This window comes from Amycolatopsis sp. NPDC050768 (genome assembly GCF_040654155.1).
Classification (GTDB): Bacteria; Actinomycetota; Actinomycetes; order Mycobacteriales; family Pseudonocardiaceae; genus Amycolatopsis.
The window spans coordinates 168,022-186,273 of the sequence record NZ_JBFAHL010000005.1 but is presented as its reverse complement, the minus strand read 5'-3'; the positions used below and the strand labels follow the sequence as shown (position 1 = coordinate 186,273).

Annotated in this window: 16 protein-coding genes and 3 pseudogenes; 13 read left to right on the top strand and 6 right to left on the bottom strand. The window is 69.0% G+C overall.

The features are described from left to right. The first annotated feature begins 79 nt into the window (after positions 1-79). Positions 80-1,273, top strand: a complete 1,194-nt coding sequence (locus tag AB0H62_RS16970) for an FAD-dependent monooxygenase (RefSeq protein WP_255638140.1) — start codon at positions 80-82, stop codon at positions 1,271-1,273. A 23-nt stretch (positions 1,274-1,296) separates the two neighbouring features. On the opposite strand, the gene AB0H62_RS16965 is transcribed toward AB0H62_RS16970, so the two are convergent. Together AB0H62_RS16965 and AB0H62_RS16960 are read right to left on the bottom strand one after the other, a co-directional pair. Further along, complete coding sequence (locus AB0H62_RS16965; protein WP_220247815.1) at positions 1,297-1,731, bottom strand: ANTAR domain-containing protein; 435 nt, start codon at positions 1,729-1,731, stop codon at positions 1,297-1,299. Between the two features lie 4 nt (positions 1,732-1,735). Then, positions 1,736-2,883 (bottom strand): annotated as a pseudogene (locus tag AB0H62_RS16960) (hypothetical protein). 544 nt (positions 2,884-3,427) lie between these two features. Between AB0H62_RS16960 and AB0H62_RS16955 the strand changes: the two are divergent. After that, complete coding sequence (locus AB0H62_RS16955; protein WP_255638138.1) at positions 3,428-4,246, top strand: SAM-dependent methyltransferase; 819 nt, start codon at positions 3,428-3,430, stop codon at positions 4,244-4,246. Between the two features lie 722 nt (positions 4,247-4,968). Here AB0H62_RS16955 and AB0H62_RS16950 read toward each other — a convergent pair. Next, a complete protein-coding gene (locus tag AB0H62_RS16950; protein ID WP_220241640.1) occupies positions 4,969-5,565 on the bottom strand; it encodes a TetR/AcrR family transcriptional regulator in 597 nt (198 codons plus the stop codon). 108 nt (positions 5,566-5,673) lie between these two features. Between AB0H62_RS16950 and AB0H62_RS16945 the strand changes: the two genes are divergently transcribed. Then, a complete protein-coding gene (locus tag AB0H62_RS16945) occupies positions 5,674-6,555 on the top strand; it encodes an SDR family oxidoreductase (RefSeq protein WP_220241639.1) in 882 nt (293 codons plus the stop codon). A gap of 340 nt (positions 6,556-6,895) precedes the next feature. Beyond that, positions 6,896-7,150, top strand: a complete 255-nt coding sequence (locus AB0H62_RS16940; RefSeq protein ID WP_220241638.1) for an asparagine synthase-related protein — start codon at positions 6,896-6,898, stop codon at positions 7,148-7,150. 73 nt (positions 7,151-7,223) lie between these two features. Here the strand turns inward: AB0H62_RS16940 and AB0H62_RS16935 are convergent, their stop codons facing one another. Then, positions 7,224-10,466: a TIM-barrel domain-containing protein gene (locus tag AB0H62_RS16935; protein WP_220241637.1), complete on the bottom strand. Its 3,243-nt coding sequence runs from the start codon at positions 10,464-10,466 to the stop codon at positions 7,224-7,226. 569 nt (positions 10,467-11,035) lie between these two features. On the opposite strand from AB0H62_RS16935, the gene AB0H62_RS16930 reads away from it, so the two are divergent. The 5 genes and pseudogenes from AB0H62_RS16930 (at position 11,036) to AB0H62_RS16910 (ending at position 13,577) form a co-directional block, all read left to right on the top strand. Next, positions 11,036-11,545, top strand: coding sequence for a helix-turn-helix domain-containing protein (locus AB0H62_RS16930; protein ID WP_255638136.1), 510 nt, complete (start codon positions 11,036-11,038; stop codon positions 11,543-11,545). A 192-nt stretch (positions 11,546-11,737) separates the two neighbouring features. Continuing rightward, positions 11,738-12,730, top strand: coding sequence for a DUF6454 family protein (locus tag AB0H62_RS16925; RefSeq protein ID WP_220241636.1), 993 nt, complete (start codon positions 11,738-11,740; stop codon positions 12,728-12,730). After that, a pseudogene (locus AB0H62_RS16920) lies at positions 12,675-12,881 on the top strand (undecaprenyl diphosphate synthase family protein); the annotation flags it as partial. The gene AB0H62_RS16925 and the pseudogene AB0H62_RS16920, both read left to right, overlap by 56 nt. Positions 12,882-13,119: 238 nt before the next feature. Beyond that, the gene (locus AB0H62_RS16915) at positions 13,120-13,353 is read left to right on the top strand and encodes a hypothetical protein (protein WP_255638135.1); all 234 of its coding nucleotides are present in this window, start codon (positions 13,120-13,122) and stop codon (positions 13,351-13,353) included. Beyond that, positions 13,350-13,577 (top strand): hypothetical protein, encoded by a 228-nt coding sequence (locus AB0H62_RS16910; protein ID WP_255638134.1) that lies wholly within the window; start codon positions 13,350-13,352, stop codon positions 13,575-13,577. The genes AB0H62_RS16915 and AB0H62_RS16910 overlap by 4 nt, the downstream gene beginning before the upstream one ends. 110 nt (positions 13,578-13,687) lie before the next feature. On the opposite strand, the gene AB0H62_RS16905 is transcribed toward AB0H62_RS16910, so the two are convergent. Further along, a complete protein-coding gene (locus AB0H62_RS16905) occupies positions 13,688-14,548 on the bottom strand; it encodes an SDR family oxidoreductase (protein WP_220241634.1) in 861 nt (286 codons plus the stop codon). A 182-nt stretch (positions 14,549-14,730) separates the two neighbouring features. On the opposite strand from AB0H62_RS16905, the gene AB0H62_RS16900 reads away from it, so the two are divergent. Next, positions 14,731-15,603, top strand: coding sequence for a helix-turn-helix transcriptional regulator (locus AB0H62_RS16900; protein ID WP_220241633.1), 873 nt, complete (start codon positions 14,731-14,733; stop codon positions 15,601-15,603). Here the strand turns inward: AB0H62_RS16900 and AB0H62_RS16895 are convergent. After that, entirely contained in the window at positions 15,504-16,157 is a 654-nt protein-coding gene (locus AB0H62_RS16895) for a hypothetical protein (RefSeq protein WP_220241632.1), read from the bottom strand. The genes AB0H62_RS16900 and AB0H62_RS16895 overlap by 100 nt on opposite strands. Before the next feature lie 47 nt (positions 16,158-16,204). Between AB0H62_RS16895 and AB0H62_RS16890 the strand changes: the two genes are divergently transcribed. From AB0H62_RS16890 to AB0H62_RS16880, 3 genes and pseudogenes are all read left to right on the top strand, one after another. Further along, a complete protein-coding gene (locus AB0H62_RS16890; protein ID WP_220241631.1) occupies positions 16,205-17,221 on the top strand; it encodes an NAD(P)-dependent oxidoreductase in 1,017 nt (338 codons plus the stop codon). 199 nt (positions 17,222-17,420) lie between these two features. Next, positions 17,421-17,801, top strand: a complete 381-nt coding sequence (locus AB0H62_RS16885) for an aldehyde dehydrogenase family protein (protein WP_360586778.1) — start codon at positions 17,421-17,423, stop codon at positions 17,799-17,801. Then, positions 17,774-18,228, top strand: a pseudogene (locus tag AB0H62_RS16880) (aldehyde dehydrogenase family protein). The gene AB0H62_RS16885 and the pseudogene AB0H62_RS16880 overlap by 28 nt, the downstream one beginning before the upstream one ends. The last annotated feature ends 24 nt before the right edge of the window (positions 18,229-18,252 follow it).

Genomic DNA, 18,252 nt, shown 5'->3' with positions numbered 1-18,252 from the left:
TTCGAGCCGAAATCGCCGGACGGACCCACCGGCGACCGTACAATCCGGACTGAGATTCGGACGGGTGAGTGGGGGCACGGTGAGCGGTGTCAAGGTGTTGGTGGCGGGGGCGAGCATCGCGGGGCCGGCGCTGGCCCATTGGCTGCGCCGGCGGGGCGCGGAGGTGACCGTGGTGGAGCGGGCCCCCGGGCTGCGTCCCGGCGGGCAGGCGGTGGACGCGCGCGGGGTGACCAGGGAGGTCATCCGGCGGATGGGGCTGGACGCGACGGTGCGAGCGGCCCGCACGGAGACGGCCGGCGCGTACACGGTGGACGTCGACGGGACCGTGCTGCAGACCCACAGCGCGGACGACGACGGCGGCGACGGGTACATCTCGGAGATCGAGATCCTGCGCGGGGACCTGTCCCGGGTGCTGTACGACGACACTCGCGACGGCGTCGAGTACGTCTTCGGCGACCGGATCGTCGAGCTAAACCAGGACGCGGACGGCGTCGACGTGGTCTTCGCGGGCGGCGAACGGCGGCGCTTCGACCTGGTGGTCGGGGCGGACGGGCTGCACTCGGCGCTGCGAGACATGGTCTTCGGGCCGCGCGAGCGGTTCGTCCGCCACCTCGGGCAGGTGCTGGCTTTCTACAGCGTGCCCAACGAGTTCGGGGTGGATCGCTGGGTGATCGACTACCAGGAGCCCGGGCGCTCCGCCGGCCTGCGGCCCCTCCCGGACGACACCCGGGCGATGGCCATGCTCTTCTTTTCCATGGCCGACTTCGACGTCGACTACCGTGACATCGAAGCGCAGAAGCGCCTGCTGCGCGAGCGGATGGCCGGCTTCGGCTGGTTGACCCCGCGCATCCTCGCGCATCTGGACGACACTCCGGACTTCTACCTCGACCAGGTCGCCCAGGTGGTGATGGACCGCTGGTCCAGCGGCCGGGTGGGGCTTCTCGGAGACGCGGCGTTCAGCTCGTCGCCGCTGTCCGGGCAGGGCACCGGGATGGCCTTGGTCGGGGCCTACCTCCTGGCCGGAGAGCTGGCCGCGGCCGGGTGGGACCCGAAGGCCGGGTTCGCCGCCTACGAGGGGCGGATGCGCTCGTTCGTCGAGGCCAACCAGGAGATCGGCCGGTTGCACGCGCTCAGCCGCGACGTCCCCGGGCCGGACGCCGAGCCGGCCCCGGAGCCCGACATGGAGGCACTCATGGCGCTGGTGGAGCGCGCGCTCAACGGCATCGAGCTGCCCGACTACGCCGGGGTGCCGGACGCCCGGGATTCGGTCTGACGCTGCCCGGTCTGCCTGGCGCGTCAGGTGGCGACGTCGTGCAGTGTCACCTTGGTGGTCTGCGACGATTCGACGAGCAGTCGAAAGGCCTGGACTGCGTCGATGTCGTGGCGCTGCATGAGGATTCCCTTGGCCATACCGATGACGTCGCGGCTTTCGATGGCGACGTGCAGCTGCGCTTCGGTCTGGGCGCCGACGAGCGCGACGGCGGCGTGGGTGGCGAACACGCGCCGGTACTGCTCGGTCCGGTCGCTGAACGCGTCTACCTGAGCGGCGCAGAGGTTCTGGGCGCCGAGGGTGTTGTCGAGCCGCTCGAAGAGTTTGCCACGACGGTGGTCGCCCTCGAGGCTTTGCGGAAGGAGGGTGAACTCGTCAGACAGGCGGCCGCGAATATCACGGAAATCTTGCGAGGTTGAAGTCCTGCTCGGTCGTTGGGCATCGCCTGTGGTGCAGTGCATGAGCTCAAGCACTCGGGTGTCGGTGGCTGGTGGTGTCCACGTCGGCGAACAGGTCGCTGAGGTCGTCGATGCGGTCGAGGACGTCGTCGGCGGTGAATGCCAGTTGGTCGGCGCGCCGGCAGGTGCCGACTTCGTCCCCGGTGATCGGCGTGGACGCGGTGGGGTGGGCGCGGCCGCGTAGCGAGTAGGGCGCGATCGTGATCTTGGCTGGGTTGTTTGGGACCAGTCGATGAACACCTTGCCGTTGCGCTGGGCCTTCGCCATCACCGCGGTCACCTCGCCGGACGTTTCCTTCGCGAGCCGCCGCGCCAGGCGTTTGGCGTACACGGCGGGCGCGCTGGAGTCGCGTGTGCGGATTCCGCAGTACACCTGCAGGTTTAACCGGACCGCGAGCTCGCCGGTGAGGGTGACGCGCGCCCCGATCTGCTGGCCGAGCCGCGGCTCCAGGGGCAGGGACAGCCCGATCTGCTGCCACGCGCCACCGGTGTCGCGGCGAGCGACCACGACCTCGCTCGGCTCTTCGGGATTGCCGGCCACGCCGACGACGACGGCGTCGACGACGGTCACCTGCCGCACTTTCACCCACGCATCGGTCCGGCCGGGGCGGTAGCGGGCGTCGAGCAGCTTGGCCACGACCCCCTCGATCCCGACATCGCTGGCCTCCGGCCGCATCCACGCCATCGCAGCGTCGCGGTCAGTCGTGCTCGGCACCAGCTGCAGCGGCGGCGCGACACCGGCGAGCAGCTGCCCCAGTCGAGCCCGCCGATCCCGGTACGGGTTGGACCGCGCGTGGTCCTCAGGTCCGGTGGTGAGCACGTCGAACACCGCGAAGTAGATGCTCACCCTCGCCTTCGCGCGCGCCGCGGGGCGCGAGGTGAGCGCACCGAAATCCAGCCGGCCGTCCCGCAGCGCGACGAGCTCGCCGTCGAGCACGACGCCACCCAACTGGGCGCCCGCGCACACGATCTCGGGGAAGCGGTCGGCCAGGTTGTTCTCCTGACGCGACTGCAGCACCCCGAGCTCGGCGAACAGGACCGCGCGCCACCCATCCAGCTTCGTCTCGTACGCCCACGTCCAGCCCGGGCGCGACACCGGCACCTCCCGTGCGGACTGCGCCAGCGGCAACCGCACCGGCGGCCGGACCGCGGCCATGGCTACCCGGTCTCCACGCCCGGTTCGCCGGCCCGCCGCGGCTCGCATAACGTCGCCATCCTGGCCTCCCGGGTCCGGCAGCCGGGACCTGTAACACCGGCGCGCCTGGGCGCGAGCGTAACTCCGGCAGCCTGCTTGCGCGCGGGAAAAGTGCAGGTCACACCATCCATCAGGTGGAGGCCGAGCTGCCCTGCGACCTATCGCGCGCGTCGTGGCACGCGACCTGCCCGCGCGCGGCGGCGCATCGCCGCAATGTCCAGGGACACCGAGAGGGGCTGGGCGTCGACGTCACAGCGCCACGCGGCGAGCAGCCGCATCAGCCTGTCTTCTGTCGAGTCCTCATGGCGCACACCACCAGGTCGCCGCCGGCCGCGCGCCCGGTCCCGCCGCACGGTCACAGGCAGCGCGGACGGCTGCTTTGTGATGATCGCGAGAGCGCTGGCGACGATGTCGGGCAACGTGCGCGGACGACACCCGGGTCCCTCATTACGGTGGGCACTCGGTCAAAGTCGCGGCGCAACCGCATAGCGGTACTTTGATGGTCATGAGCGAGCGCGACGACGACTTGGCGACGGTTATCGATCCGACCGTGCCGAGCACCGCCCGGATCTACGACGCGGGCTTGGGCGGCAAAGACAACTACGAGGTCGACCGGGAAATGCTGCGCAAGGTCCAAGCCGTGGCGCCCGAGGTGACCGAACTGGCCATCGTCGCTCGAGAATTTCTGATCCGCGCCGTGCGCTTCTTGGCCCGCGACGTGGGCATCGACCAGTTCCTCGACTGCGGTTCCGGGCTACCCACCGCCGAGAACGTCCACGAGGTCGCACAGCGGTCCAACCCCGACGCGCGCGTGGTCTACGTCGACAACGATCCGGTGGTGCTCGCCCACGGCCGGGCGCTGCTGGCCGACAACATGCAAACCCACTTCGTCAGCGGCGATATCTTCCAGCCCACGAGGCTGCTGGCCGATCAGACCGTGCGCGGCGAGCTCGACTGGGACAAACCCATCGCACTGATCCACTCGATGAGCCTGCACTTCTGCGCCGACGACCCGGCCGCCGTGCTGCGTGATTATCTCGACGCCCTGCCGTCAGGATCGTATGTGGTGTTCAGCCACGCCTTCGATCCCGAAGACGACGAGTACAGCGTCGTCGCCCGTAACATCGAGCGCGTGTATCAAGGCGCCTCCTCAGGGCGGATCCACTTCCGTACCCGCGCCGAGATCAACACCATGCTCGCCGGACTCGAGCTGCTCAAACCTGGCCTGGTACAGCCAGCCGACTGGTGGCCCGGGGGCCCCCGCGTGCAGCCACTCAAACTCTCCGATCACTGCCTGCTCGCAGCCGTGGGCCGCAAACCCTAACCGAGCCGCTGACGCGGCGGCAGATACGTGACCGCGCTGCCCCTTTTGGGTTTCGCCGAGCCAAGGGTCCCTCCTCGAGCACGGCCTGGGCGCGGGCGGCGTCATGGAAGTCGGGCAGGAGGATCCAGCGGCTGTTTCGGCGACGTCGCTGCGGTGGTGGGCGTGTTCACCTGGCTCGGCTGGAACCCCTGCGCCAGCTGATCACTTCTTCGGCGGCAGCAGCTCCGGCAGCTCAGGGCCGGGTTGCCCACTTCAGCTTGTCCGTGTCCGGCTCCCGGTGCATGCGCGGCATGCGCTCCCACACGGCTGGCAGGCGCGGCACGCCCACCAGCGTCGGCTGGCCGTCCGGATCACCGGGATATGCGGGCGCGCCATCCTGGTTCAGGCCGTCGAGCCCAACGTACAGCCCAAGGCCGAAATTGGGCGGCGATGGTGGGCTCGGTTGGGCCAGAACGTAGTCGACAATGTCCCCGACGTCGTCAGGCCCGGCCCGGTGAGCCCCATCCAACTGTCGTCGGGGGCTCAGGCGTTTGGTGCACGAAGTGGTGACAGATCTGAGAGTGTGTCTGAGATCTTGGTCGGAGTGGGCGGCCCACCGAACTCGCCGCCTTCGACCCACGGGGTGGATGACCCAGCAAGGTAACAGGTTCCGTGCTTCTCGTTCGGAAGTGTCGGAAACCTGTGTGCTCCCAACTGGTCTGAGGCTGTGTCCAGGAGCAGGTTCACGTCTTCGCGGTGGTCGAGTCTCGAAGCAGTCCGGCGCGGTCGCGGATCGCTTCGAGGGCTGCCGCGGCGTGTGACGAGAACGGGTCCGCATGATCGCCGGCGTTGATCCATTCGCGGAGGCCGGCGCTGAATGCCAGGATCAGCATCTCGGCGGCGAGACGCGCGGTCAGCTCATCGACGCCGCGGCCTGTGAGCGCGTCGGCTGCCGCGGTCGTGGTCCGTGCGATCTTCAGCAGCCCACGCTCCTGCACGTCCATGTTCGCGTCGGCAATCCGGCGCCGCTGAAGGGCTCTGGGGCGCTGATCAGCTGTCATCCTCGCGTCCGCCGCGTGCAAGGCGGACAGGAGACAGGCGGGCACGTCGGCATCCGTCGGTGCGGAGCGGATCGCGTCGGAGAACAGGATGGCGAGCTCGTCCTCTCGACCGAAGAGGATCTCGCGCTTGTCGGCGAAGTGCCGGAAGAAGGTCGCGCGATTCAGGCCGGCACGTTCGGCGATCTGAGCCACCGTCGTGTTCTCGTACCCCTGAGCGGAGAACAGCTCGAGCGCGGCATCCTCCAGTCGCTCACGCGCATCCGGCGCCCATCTGCTCATGCTCACACGATAACCGATGCGACAGCATCGCATCACTCCCTTGACGCGACTGAGTCGCATCATCTAGCTTCAATGCGACACAGTCGCATCACTTGCAGGGAGCATCACATGCGCATCTTCGTCACCGGCGCCTCCGGCTGGATCGGATCCTCAGTTGTCCCCGAACTCATCCACGCCGGCCACGAGGTCATCGGCCTCGCCCGTTCCGACACCGCCACCGCCACGATCGAGCAGTTGGGCGCCGAAGCCCGCCGTGGCGGCCTGGACAACCTCAACACCCTCCGAGACGCGGCGGAAGAGAGTGACGGCGTCATCCACCTCGCCTACGCCCACGAACTCGGGCAGATCGGCGGCGCCCCGGCCGATGCCGCCGCCATCGACACGTTCACGAGCGCGCTGGAAGGCACCGACAAGCCGCTGCTCGTCACCGGCGCGACCATCACCGTGCCGGGTCGAGCCGCCACCGAGCACGACGAGCTGGTGCCAGAGGGGCCCATCGCTGCGCGCATCAAGAACATGCAGGCCGCCCTCGCCGCCGCCGATCGCGGAGTCCGCGTGAGCCTTGTCATGATCCCGCGATCCGCACATGGCAAGGGCGAGCAGCACGGCTTCATCCCCCAGCTCGCCGCCCGGGCAAGGACAACCGGAGTCTCCGCGTACGTGGGCGACGGGACGAACCGTTGGCCGGCCGTGCACGTCAAGGACGCCGCGGCCCTCTATCGGCTCGCGATCGAGAAGGCGCCTGCAGGATCGGTCCTGCACGCCGTGGGCGACGAGGGAGTCGCCTTCCGCGACATCGCCGAGGCGATCGCGCGAGGCGTCGGCGTGCCCGCGCAGTCCCGCCCCGCCGAGGAGTTCGGCATGCCCCTCGGAGCACTCCTGGGCACCGACATGCCCGCCTCGAGCACGATCACCCAGCAACTGCTCGGGTGGACACCGATACACCCCGGCCTCATCGACGACATCGAAGAAGGGCACTACTTCGCCTGACGACCCGCAACCGGAGCAGCCAACAGTCTGACACCCCTCCGCACCAGCGCCACGACTTGCGCCTCAGGCACGCTTTGCGCCGCGTCACTGCCCTAAACGCGCCATTTCGGGATTCGGGGGGCAAGGAAACTACTGCTGGAACTCCGTCACCGCCAACTGCTGTCCCATGTCCGGCGACGAGCGCGGCACGTGTTCGCCGCCGCCCTTCTCGGCTGGGCCCCAGTCCGAGAAGGTTCGGCTTCCGACGGCGTGCTGGGTTTGGTTCACGGTGATGCCTTGGTTGCCGAAGGTGACAGTGCTGGTGGGGCGGTGGTGCCGTTAGGAAACCCGAACATCCCGGGTGACTCTTGCCGGTGCGGCTGTGGCGAAGGGCGCGCCAACGAGGACGAGCTCGGCGGCGACCACGCTCGCAGCCGCGGCCATCGCCGCCCGGTGGTGCCGCGAGCGCGGAGACCGGCTGCGCACCTTCTCCGTCGGCACTGCCGAATCCGCCGACCTCGCCGCCGCGCGACGGGTCGCTGCCCACTTGGGCACCGAGCACTTCGAACGGACCCGGCGCTGTGCCTACCCGCGGCGCGGGACTGTCCGTTCGTGACCAGGCCGGCGCGCCGTCATCGCGACTCGACGGGATGCCCGGCACCGAGGAGGGCGGCACCGGGCACCCCCGGCTACGAGTTCAGCAACCGCACGGTGAGCGGCCGCGTGACCGGCTGCGCCGGCGTCCGCACCGTCACGGTCTTCGTCGCCGGGTCCCAGGTCCACGTGTTCTCCGGGCTGCGGTGACCATTGATGAGCACCGCCGACGGTGCCTTGGCGTCGGTGAACCGCACGGTCCAGGTGCGCTGCGTCGGCCGCCCACGGTACGACCCGTGTGGGGCGTCGATCGCGAGTGTCGCCGAGTGGGCGTCCTCGGTGTAGGTCATGCCGGTGGTGGCGCCCTTCGCCGAGGCCGACTGCCCGTCGTCCTCGTAGAGGGTGAACGCGCCCCGGTGGCCGCCGGCCACGGTGACCGTCGCGGCGGTCAGCGGGTGGCCCGCGTCGCCGGGGACGTCGCCGCTGCGGGTGACCATGATGCCGCCCGAGCGCAGAAACACCGGCATCGTGTCCCAGCCCGTGGTGATCTGCGCCGTGGTCCCGCCCCGGTAGGTCTTGCCCGTGAAGTAGTCCGTCCAGTCGCTGCCGGGCGGGAACCACACACTTGTGGTGGCGGTTGTGCCCGGGCTCGTCGCGGGAGCCACCAGCACGTCCGGCCCGTACAGGTACTCCGCGCCCGCCTGGGCGTAGGCCTCCTGGCGCCCGGGGTACTGCAGGTACAGCGGCCGCACGATGGGCAGTCCCGTCGCGGTGGCCTGCTGCGCGAGCGTGTACGTGTACGGCACGAGGTCCTCGCGCAGGTTCAGGAACTTCGTCGCCGACGCGTCCGCGGCGGCCCCGTACTGCCACGGCAACCGGTCGCTGTGGTTGGAGTGCAGGCGATCGACCGGCTGGAACGTGCCGAACTGCACCCAGCGCGCGTACAGGTCGTCCGGCAGCTTCGTGCTACCCGGCTCGCTCCCGGGTTCCTGCAGGCCCCCGGTGTGGCCGCCGATGTCGTGGCTCACCGAAGCCAGGCCGGTCGCCGCGGACTCGCCAGGCGTGTAGCCGACCTCGAAGCCCAGCGTGGCCCAGTCGGAAACGGTGTCACCGGTGAAGTGCAGAGTGCTGCGCTTGTCGGCCCACGGCCCCGTGGGCACCGCGGTGGGCGAGCTGTAACCACCGGCCTGCAGCGAACCGTACGCGCGGGAGAACGCGAACCCGCGGCCGACGGTCTTCGCCGCGTCGTCGGCGTACTGCTGGTTGATCCACGAGTCAGGGGTGACGCCGGCGAGGGTGGAGCTCGATCCGTCGCAGCACCAGTCGAGCCACCAGAGGTCGTTGCCCTGCTGCTCCATCGGCCGGTGCAGGTCGAAGTAGGCCCGCAGCTGGTCCGGATCGCCGAAGTCGAACACGTAACAGTCGGTGCCCCCACCGCCGCAGCTGCCGGGCTTGAGCTTGCCCTTCGCCGTTGCCTGGGCGGCGGGGAACTGGGGGTCGGAGGCGAGGATGCTCGGGTGGACGTTCAGCGCGGTGTGCAGGCCCTGGTCGTGCGCCCACTGGAAGAACGCCGCCGGGTCGGGGAAGCGGGTCGGGTCGATCTCCCAGCCGTTCCACTTGTTCGGCGACTTGAAGTCGGTGTCGACCACGAGCATGTCCAGCGGCACGTTCTGCGACCGGAACTTCGGCAGGATCGTCTGCTCGAAGTCCCCGGCCGTGCGGTCGTAGTACTCGGAGTACCAGACGCCGTACGACCAGCGCGGCAGCAGCAGGGACGGACCGGTCAGCTGGGACAGCTCGCGCAGCCCGCGGGCGTAGTCCTGACCGTAGGCGAACACGTACCCGTCCTGGTAGGCCTTGCCACCGTGCGCGGGGCGCTGCGTGACGACCTTGGTACGCGGGTCGTACAGCGCCGAGGCGGTGTCGTCGAGCAGCGACCAGCCGTCCTGGTAGAGGATTCCCGGGCTGGTGACGGCGGTGCCGTCCACGCCGTCGAGCCCGCGCCGGTAGCCGCCCAACGCCGCGTGCGGCGCGAGCAGCGCCGAGTGGGGCCGGGTGACCGCGACGGTGTCGATGTTGAGGTGGCAGTTCGTCGAGTCGGGGCAGCCGAGCGTCACGGTGTTGGTGCCGGCCGCGAGCTTGACCGGGACGGCCGTGGTCCGCCACGAGTTCCAGCTGCTCGTCGCGGGCAGCGTGAGGCTGGTCGGTGCGGCGTCGCCCACCTGGAGGGACAAACTGGTGGGTTGGGTCTGGCCGGAGACAGCGATCGCGTCGGCGTAGCGCAGTTGCAGGTCATACGAGCCGTTCGCGGGCACGCCGGTCACCGCGAGCGCGCCGGCCGCGCCCGCGCGCTCCATCCCGGCGAGGAAGCCCTTGCCGGAGTAGCCGTCGTGGTCGCTCGCCGCGTGCGCGCCGCCGACCAGGGCGCCCTGCTCGGCTTCGCACAGGGCGCCGAAGGCACAGGGTGTGGGTGCGGACGGGACGGGCTGCGGGTATGGCGCGCCCGTCGTGACCACGGCGAGGCTGTCGATGTTGACGTTGCCCGAGTCGGTGGCGCCGCGCTCGACGGTCACCTGGTGCTCGCCCGCGGGCAGCGTCACGGGCACGGTGGCGAGCGTCCAGGTGTCCCAGTCGGTGGTGGGCGGCAGCGACGCCGGGTGCGGATCGCCGCCGTCCACGAGGATCGTGAGCGTGCGGGTGGTGTGCTGCCCGTCGCCGCCGGATCCGTTGGCGTACCGCAGATCCAGCTGGTAGGCGCCGGCCGCCGGGGCGGTCGTGCGGAACGCCAGGTCGTCGCCGGCGTTGGCGAAGCCCGCGGCGAAGCCGTCGCCGGTGTAGCCGCGGTGGTCGCCGGCGACGCCCGGCCCGGACAGCTGCAGGTTCTCGGCCTCGCACAGGGTGCCGAACGCGCAGGCCGGGGTCAGTTTGCCCGCCCAGGGGCGGGCCGTGACGTCCTGGCCGCCGGTGCGCAGCCCGACGGTGAGGTTGTCGTCGGAGAACGCGCCTGAGCCGAGCTTGTAGCGCAGCTGGACGGCGCTGGTCCGGATGGTCAGCCAACCGTCGCGCTTCGTCGCGGTGTAAGGGGTTCTGGCGAAACTGCCGCGGCCGACCGCGTTGAAGGTACCGGCGTCGACGAAGGCGGAGTCACCCGCGTACTCCGTCCGGATGAGCGTCGGCGACAGGACCTCGAACCTCGCCTGCCCGGCGGTGACGGTTTGCCCGGCCGGTGCGGAAACCGGTGTCGCACCGGCGGAAACCCCCGTCGACACGAGGGTGCCCGCGAGGCACACGGCGGCCAGCAGCCGCACCAGAAGTCGTCGTCGGACCGATTTCGCCACCGCATGCCTCCCCTGGACAGACCCTCGGCGACGCTACTTCGTGAACGATCAAGGATGAAGACGCGGGCACAAGACTGTCCGGTGATCTGTCCTGCACCCAGGTGATGTCGGTCGCCGACGCGTTATGGGCCTGGCCGCAGCCGGTTGCGAGGAGTCGAGAAAGTCGGCCGCAACTTGTCTCCAAGCGAGCGGATTGCCGGAGTCAGAGGTGTCAAAGAAGACGTGTTCGATGCTGAAACGCTACCAGTGGAGGACGATGATGACTCGTCTGTCTCGTGCTGTTTTGCGTGAATTATCGACGCACCTCTCTTCTTCAGTTTCAATCGTGAACTTCTTAGCCATCTGTATCGCCCTTCATTGTGTCGATGTGTCATGTGGTCGATCTGCCGAATAGTAGCGTCCTGAAATCGCGGCCAGTTGGACGGCATGTGCGTTGACGAGGCTCTTTGGTCTTCTTGCGAGAGACTATTGACTGCTCGGTGGATCGTCAGCATGGATAGTAATGTGCTCCGGCGAACACTTCCCTGAATCTGTCTCGATGGTCGACGAGAAATGCATAGGAGTCCGTCATGGAAACCGAACCCGACCACTGTGCTGTTGCTGCTGCGATCCGGGAGGTTGCAGGAGTGGTGAATGCTGCTGTGCCGGGGCCGCCGGCGGATCCGGACGCGCTGCTGACCGCGGAACAGGTGGGGGAGTTGCTGCAGCTGTCGCCGAGGACGTTGAAGGACCAAGCTGCCGCGAGAATGCTGCCGCATCACCGCTTCGGCAAGCACTACCGGTTCACCCGTGGCGATGTCGCCGAGATGGTGCGGCTCAGCGCTGCCCCGGGGCGGAGTAACAGAGAAGAGGCGTCAAGGATGGCCTTCGGCCAGGAAGAGCCCGGCATGGGTGAGTGGCGTGCCCGGTACAAGCGTCCGGATGGGACGTGGGGGAGCAGGTCTGGGTTTCCCACTAAGAAGGCTGCTGAGGACTGGGGGCTGGAGCGGTGTGGTGCGACGGTGTGCTTGCCGAGATGTCGTCTCTGCGCAGGTCAGGCGGCGTGGTGGTTCTCGTTGCGGATGCCGCCCAACCGCTGACGTCGGCGGATTTCGAGCTGGGTGACGGCTGCTTGATCGATAACCGGTTGAGCACGCGGAATCCCGACCCGCTGAGGAGAACCTGGATTCCCGCACCCAGGCATCAATCGGTGGATCCAGGTTTAGGCAACGTTCGCGATCCGGTCCGTCGATCTTTACGAACCGGCCAGACGCTTCCGGCAGCGTCGACCCATGAGAATCCTCCCCGCCAGGTCCACTGCCGAGCGCTCGAGCTCGCGCCACCGCACGCGCCTCGCTGTGATCGCGGGCGCCGCCCTTGCCGTGGCCGGCATCGCCTCCACCGCTGTCGCCGCGACCCTGAGCGACCCGGCTCCGATCCAGATCCAGGCCGGCCCGGCCGCGCAGCCCCCGAAGGACAATGTCAAGGCCCCGGGCGCCGACCACCGCGACGCTCCGCTGGTGGCAGCCTTCGAGCAGGTCAACCAGAACACCGTCTGGACCAAGTCCGGCTCCATCCCGCAGACCTGGCAGCCTGCCGGCGTCGACTTCGAGCAGGAGGGCTTCAAGTACTACAACGGCCGCTACTACATTTCGGTCTACGACCACACCGCCAACGACGGTCACCTCGTCATCCTCGACAAGGCCGGCGCTCTCATCAAGGACATCGCCTTCGTCGACGGCGCCCGCACCCACGCCGGCGGCTTCGAGGTCTATGGCGACTACGCCTATGTCCCGCTCGCGGTCGACTCGGCGCACAGCTCGGCCGACATCCTGCAGATCAACATCAAGACCTACCAGGTCAAGACCCTGTTCACGGTCGACTACGACCACGTCGGCGGCGTCATCTACGACCCGGTGAAGAAGACCCTGGTGGGCCAGAGCTGGGATTCGCGGACCTTCTATGAGTGGACCCTGAAGGGCAAGCTCGTCGACACCTGGCAGAACCCCTCGGACTACGTCGGCTACCAGGACTGCCAGTACGTGCCGTACGAGAAGATGCTCTGCTCCGGCGCCTCTGAGGGCATCCAGGCCCACGGCGGGTTCGACCTGATCGACCTCAAGGACCCGGACCACGCGATCCTCAACGGCTACCCGACGAAGATCGGCGGCGGCAACGCCAACGAGATCCTCGCCACGCCCACCACGGACGGTGTGGTGTTGACGCAGTATGACGCGGGCGGTTCCATCGACACCTACACCACCACGATCCACGACGCGGACTAGCGCCGTCACCGAGTCCCAGTTTGCGAAATATCTCCACGTCCCCGACCTGCCCGACGTTGACCTTCTGCTGCGAACCGGTGCCGGCCGGCGCATCTCGAATTTCTTGCCCTGGCAAGCCGCATATGCCGAATTGGTCTTCATTGACAAGTCGTGGCCGGAATTCACCCACCACGACCTGCGGTTTGCCATCGATTCCTACTCTCGGACTGGAACGGAGTTCCGTTCACCCGGCCGTTCCAGCGGACCCGGGACACCGTTCGCTTCCTCCGGGAAGCCTTGGCCGGCGGCCGGGTCGAGCAGGATTACGAGACGTTCAGCGTACGGGGATTCCGCCTCGACCGGGCGTCGGCGGTGGCGCCGCGGATCCTCGTCGCCGCACTGCGACCGGGATGCTGCGCCTGGCCGGCCGGGAAGCCGACGGTGCGGTCCTGAGCTGGCCGGCCGCCACCGACGTGCCCACCGTGACCACGCACATCGGCTCCGGGGCACAGGTCGCGGCGCGGATCTTCGCCGCTCCCTCGGAAGACACCGACGAAGTGCGGAAGACGGTGCGGCGCATCATGGCCGGGTTACCTCACCGCGCCGGTGTACCGCGCGTTCCAGGAATCGCTCGGACGCGGTGAGCAGTTTGCCGAGCTGTGGCAGCGGTGGGATCACGGCGATCGCAGGGGGTGCTGTCGCCGCGATCCCCGACGAGGCCGTCGACGCTCTCGTCGTCCACGGCAGCCCGGCCGATTGCGTTGCGCACATCAATTCCTATGTGGACAACGGCGTCACCGTGCCCGTCATCCTCCCGATTCCCGTGGGGATGACCACTCACGAGGCGGCGCTCCGTCTGGCGCCGTGATGATTCGCTACGTCGCGGCGCCGGTGTTGAACGGCGCGTTGGACCGACGGCCGCCCCGGTCGATGACGGAGGCGGCCGTCCGAAGCACTGGTGTTGGGGCGGCTCGCGGATCAGGCTGCCGTGATGTCGGTCAGCGGCGCGCTCTCCTTGTTCTCGTCCAGGGTCGCACGCAGCGCGTCGACCTTGGCCGTGGCGTAGGTGTGGGCGTCCGAACCGAGCAGCTGGCGAAGCGGCCCGTTCCCGGCGACCACGTTGTCGATGATCCGCGCGACGCCGCGGACCGGGTCGCCGAGCTGGGTGCCCTGCAAACCGAGGTGGTTGCTGACCATTTCGCGGATCGCCGGGTAGGCCTCGGTTGTCGTGGCCGGCAGGGCGAGGGAGTCGGTGGTGAGGAAGTCGGTGCGGAAGTACCCGGGCTCGACGACGGTGACCTTGACCCCGAACCCGGCGACCTCGGCGGCGAGGGCTTCGCTGAGGCCTTCGAGCGCGAACTTGCCCGCGCAGTAGAGGGCCCACCCGGGCATGGTGGTCAGGCCGAGGACCGAGGACACGTTCACGACGTGGCCGCTGCCCTGCGTGCGCAGGATCGGCAGGGTCGAGCGCAGGACGTTCCACGCACCGACGACCTGGACGTCGAGCATGTCGCGGACGTCGGCGGCACTGGTTTCCTCGACGGCGGCAAGGAAACCGTAGCCCGCGTTGTTCACAACGACGTCCAGCGCGCCGAACCGGGCCGTGGTCTCCCGTACCGCACGGTTGACGTCGCCGCTGTCGCGCAGGTCGACCTCCAGTGCGAGCAGGCGCGTGGTGTCGGCACGGCCCTGCAGGGCACCGGAGAGCCGCTCGGTGGAGCGCGTCGTCGCGGCGACGTTGTCCCCGCGCTCGAGAAGCTGGGCGACGAGTTCGAGGCCGAGACCCCGGGAAGCGCCGGTGACGAACCAGGTCGCGGGCCGGTCGGCGGGATAGCTCATGGTGTTTTCTCCTTGTGCGGTGGCACGGTCCTGAAACCGTTGCCGGCTGTCCGGTGCGATTCCCAGCCTGGCAACTGAAAGGGCGTTGTGGACCGTCATCTCGCGCCCTGCAAGGGCCCGGACGCTGTTGCCTAGGACTCAGAGGACCAGGCGGGCCGGCGATCGCCGTGCACAATGGACACATGCCCGAGAAGAACCAGGAACTCGCCGATTTCCTGCGCCGCGCCCGCAGCCAGTGCGACCCGGCCCGATCCGGGTTGCCGACCGATTCCCGGATCCGGCGCGTGCCTGGCCTTCGCCGCGAGGAAGTGGCACTGCTGGCCGGTGTTTCCACCGATTACTACGCCCGCCTCGAACAAGGACGCCGCATCGTGCCCTCGCCGGCTGTGCTCGAGGCGCTCGGCCGTGCGCTGAACCTCGACGCGGCGGGGCGGGCCCACCTCGAGGACCTCGTCGGCTTGGTCGGCGCGGGCAACCGCGCCCGGCCGACCGCGGTGCAGCGCGTGCGCCCTGGCCTTTACCAGCTTCTCGGCGCCTTCGACAGCCAGCCGACCCTCGTCCTGGGCCGGCGCACCGACGTGCTGGCCGCCAACCGGATGGCGCGGGCGCTGTTCGCCGACTTCGACGCCATGCGCCCGAGCGAACGCAACTACGCGCGGTGGATGTTCCTCGACGACGACGCGCGTTCGCTGTTCGTCGACTGGGACGTTCAGGCGCGCGCGGTGGTGGAGAACCTGCGGCTGGAGATCGGCGCCGACCGCCACGACCGGGGCACGGCCGCGCTGATCACCGATCTGCGGGAGCGGAGCACCGAGTTCGGGCAGTGGTGGGACGAACACCGCGTCTACCAACGCACCCACGGCGCGAAACGCCTGCGCCACCGCGTTGTCGGCGATCTGACCGTCGACTACGAAACGCTCACGCCGGTCGGGGACCCGGACACCACGCTCTACGTCTACACCGCGGAACCCGATTCGCCGTCACAGCGTGCGCTGAACCTGCTGGGCAGCTGGGCGCTCTCGGAAGGGTCCTTGATGCCACCGCCGGCGAAGTGAAGCCCGGAATCGCGCTCGCGAGTGTGGTGTCTCACGAGGACACCGGCGACGAGCGTGACCGCAGCCAGAACCATAGCGAAGGTCGTGGCGCCGCCGGTGAGGCCCACGGCGACGCTCAGGTAACCGGCCGCCACGGGGAGAAGCGCTGCGGGAGTGTAGCCGCCGAAGTCGAGCAGGGCGTTGGCCTCGGCTCGCCGGTGGGCGGGCGCGTGGGTGCTGATCATCGTCAGCCCGCCGAGCTGGCCGAGGCCTTGAGCGGCGCCGGCGAGGATCGCGGTCACGACGATGGCGGGAAGCCGCCGCGCGTGCACGGCAAGCACCAGCGAACCCAAGCAAGCCAGGGCGGCGCCGAGCACGTCCGTCAGCAGCGCCGGGCCGAGCGAGAGCACGAACGACGTCGAGGTGATCCCGGGCGCGAAGACTGCGACGCCGAGAGCGACGTGCTTGCGGTGGGCGCGCGGCACGGCGGGTACGCGGACCCGGCCGCCACCGGTGTCGGTGCTCACCCCGCCCTCGCGGCTGGGCAGTGGCCCGGCCTCCTCGGCGGGGAACACAATCCGGAAACTCGAAATCGACTTCGTAGAACGCGAAAGGTGAACGGATGACTGCGGGCAAGCCCAAGCTGCTGATCCTCGATGACTGGGAGGGGGAGATCGGGCGCTCGGCGGCACTGGACACCATGCGCACGCTGGCCGAGGTCCACGTGCTCCAGCAGCCGCTCAGCGAGACTCCGGACGAGCTCGTTCGTGACGCGCGGTTCATCATGGCCGTGCGCGAGCGCACCCGCATCGATGTCGGCGTGCTCGATCGGATGCCCGGTCTGGAGATGATTCTCCAGACCGGCGGGCACGCCTACCACATCGATCTGGAGGAAGCCGCCAAGCGAGACATCGTGGTTCCTCTGTGGCGGGAAAATGCAGCCTGTGAGGCTGCGGTGCGTGAGCTGACGATCGGGCTCATGATCGCCGCGCTGCGTCGGGTGCCCGAGGCGGTCCGCGATGCCGACGCCGGGGGCTGGATTCAGACCATGGGCGGCACGCTGCGTGGGCGGCGGCTCGGGATCCTCGGTCTCGGCCTGCAGGGTCGCGCGGTCGCCCGGCTGGCCAAGGCCTTCGAAATGGATGTCGTCGCCTCGGCCAGCGAAAGCGGGAACACGAAGAGTGTCGACGGAATCCCGCGGATCCCCCTGGACGAGTTGCTGGCGACCTCAGACGTGGTCAGCGTTCACCTGCGGCTTTCGGAGCGCTCGCGTGGCTACCTCAGCCGGGAACGGCTGCGGGCGATGAAGCCCGGATCGGTGCTCGTCAACACCGCCCGCGGCGCGATCGTGGACCAGGACGCGCTCGCCGAGGCCCTCGCGGACGGCCCGCTCCGGGCCGCCGGCCTGGACGTGTACGTGCACGAGCCGCTCCCGGCAGACTCGCCGCTGCGGACTCTGCCCAACGTCGTCCTCACTCCTCATGTCGGATGGGTGGTGGCAGAGGCATTCGCTGAATTCGCCCAGGGCGCCACCGATCAGTTGGCCGACTACCTGCTGGGCAAGCTGCCCGAGCACGAGCTCGCCTTCGCACCGCGCAAACGGCAGGTGCCGGGGCACCTGGGAGGTGTGGTCGGGTGAGCCCGTCGCGTACCAACCACTGGATCCGGGGCCACGACACCGCCCCGACAAGCAGCCGTGGTGGGAGATCGCTGCTGGGGACGAGAACGACGTGCACGCGGCTGTCTCCGCCGCCGAGGCCTTCCGCTCGGGGCGCCGGGGGGCCATCACAGCGCGCCAACATCCTGTGGAAGCTGGGTGACCTCATCGCCGAGCACGCGTGAGGGCCGGCCTATCTCGAGTCGCGCGACGCGAGCAAGGTGATCCGCGACGTCCTCGCCCAGCAGAACGTGCTGTCGAACTAGTACCACTGCTACGCGTCCTTGGCCTGCCGACTCGACGGCCGCCAGATCCCGCATATCAAGGCCTTCCTGCTCGCGGTGACACTCAGGGAGCCGTACGGAGTGATCCGGGTGAGGTGATCCCGGCCTTCAACTCGCCGATGCTCCTTGGCTCGATGAGCCTGGCGCCCGCGACCGCAGCAGGGAACACGGTCGTCGTCAAGTCACCGGAGGTGAACCCCCAAGCCCCTGTGCCTGCTGGCCAAGCTCGCCACGCAGGCAGGGGTTCCCGATGGTGTCCTCAACGTCGTCCACGGTGAGGGGCGGCGGCGACGCGCTCGTGGGAGACCCGCGCGTGAGGAAGGTGTTCTTCACCAGAGGTGTGGACTCGGCGCGACTGGTCGCGGCCCGCGCCGCCCAGGGTCTCAAGCAGAGCGTCTTCGAGCTCGGTGGCAAGGCCGCCGGCATCTTCTTTCGCGACGACACCGTCGACCAGGCGGTCGACGGTGTCGTGACGGGGATCTTCGCCGCCTGCCAACCAGCATCGCCGACGAACTGGTCAGCCGTGTAGCCGCGCGAGCCAAGACGATCAGGTTCGGCGATCCTCGTGACCCGCAGACCGAAATAGGCCCGATGTCGCAGGCCGATGCGAACGGCTCGCGGAGCAGAACCCGGCGACTACGGCCTTTCGGCGAGCGCGCCTGCGACCTGCCCATCATCGCCCCGGTGTCGCCGGTACAGCGCTGATCGAGCTGTTCCCGGCCCGGATCC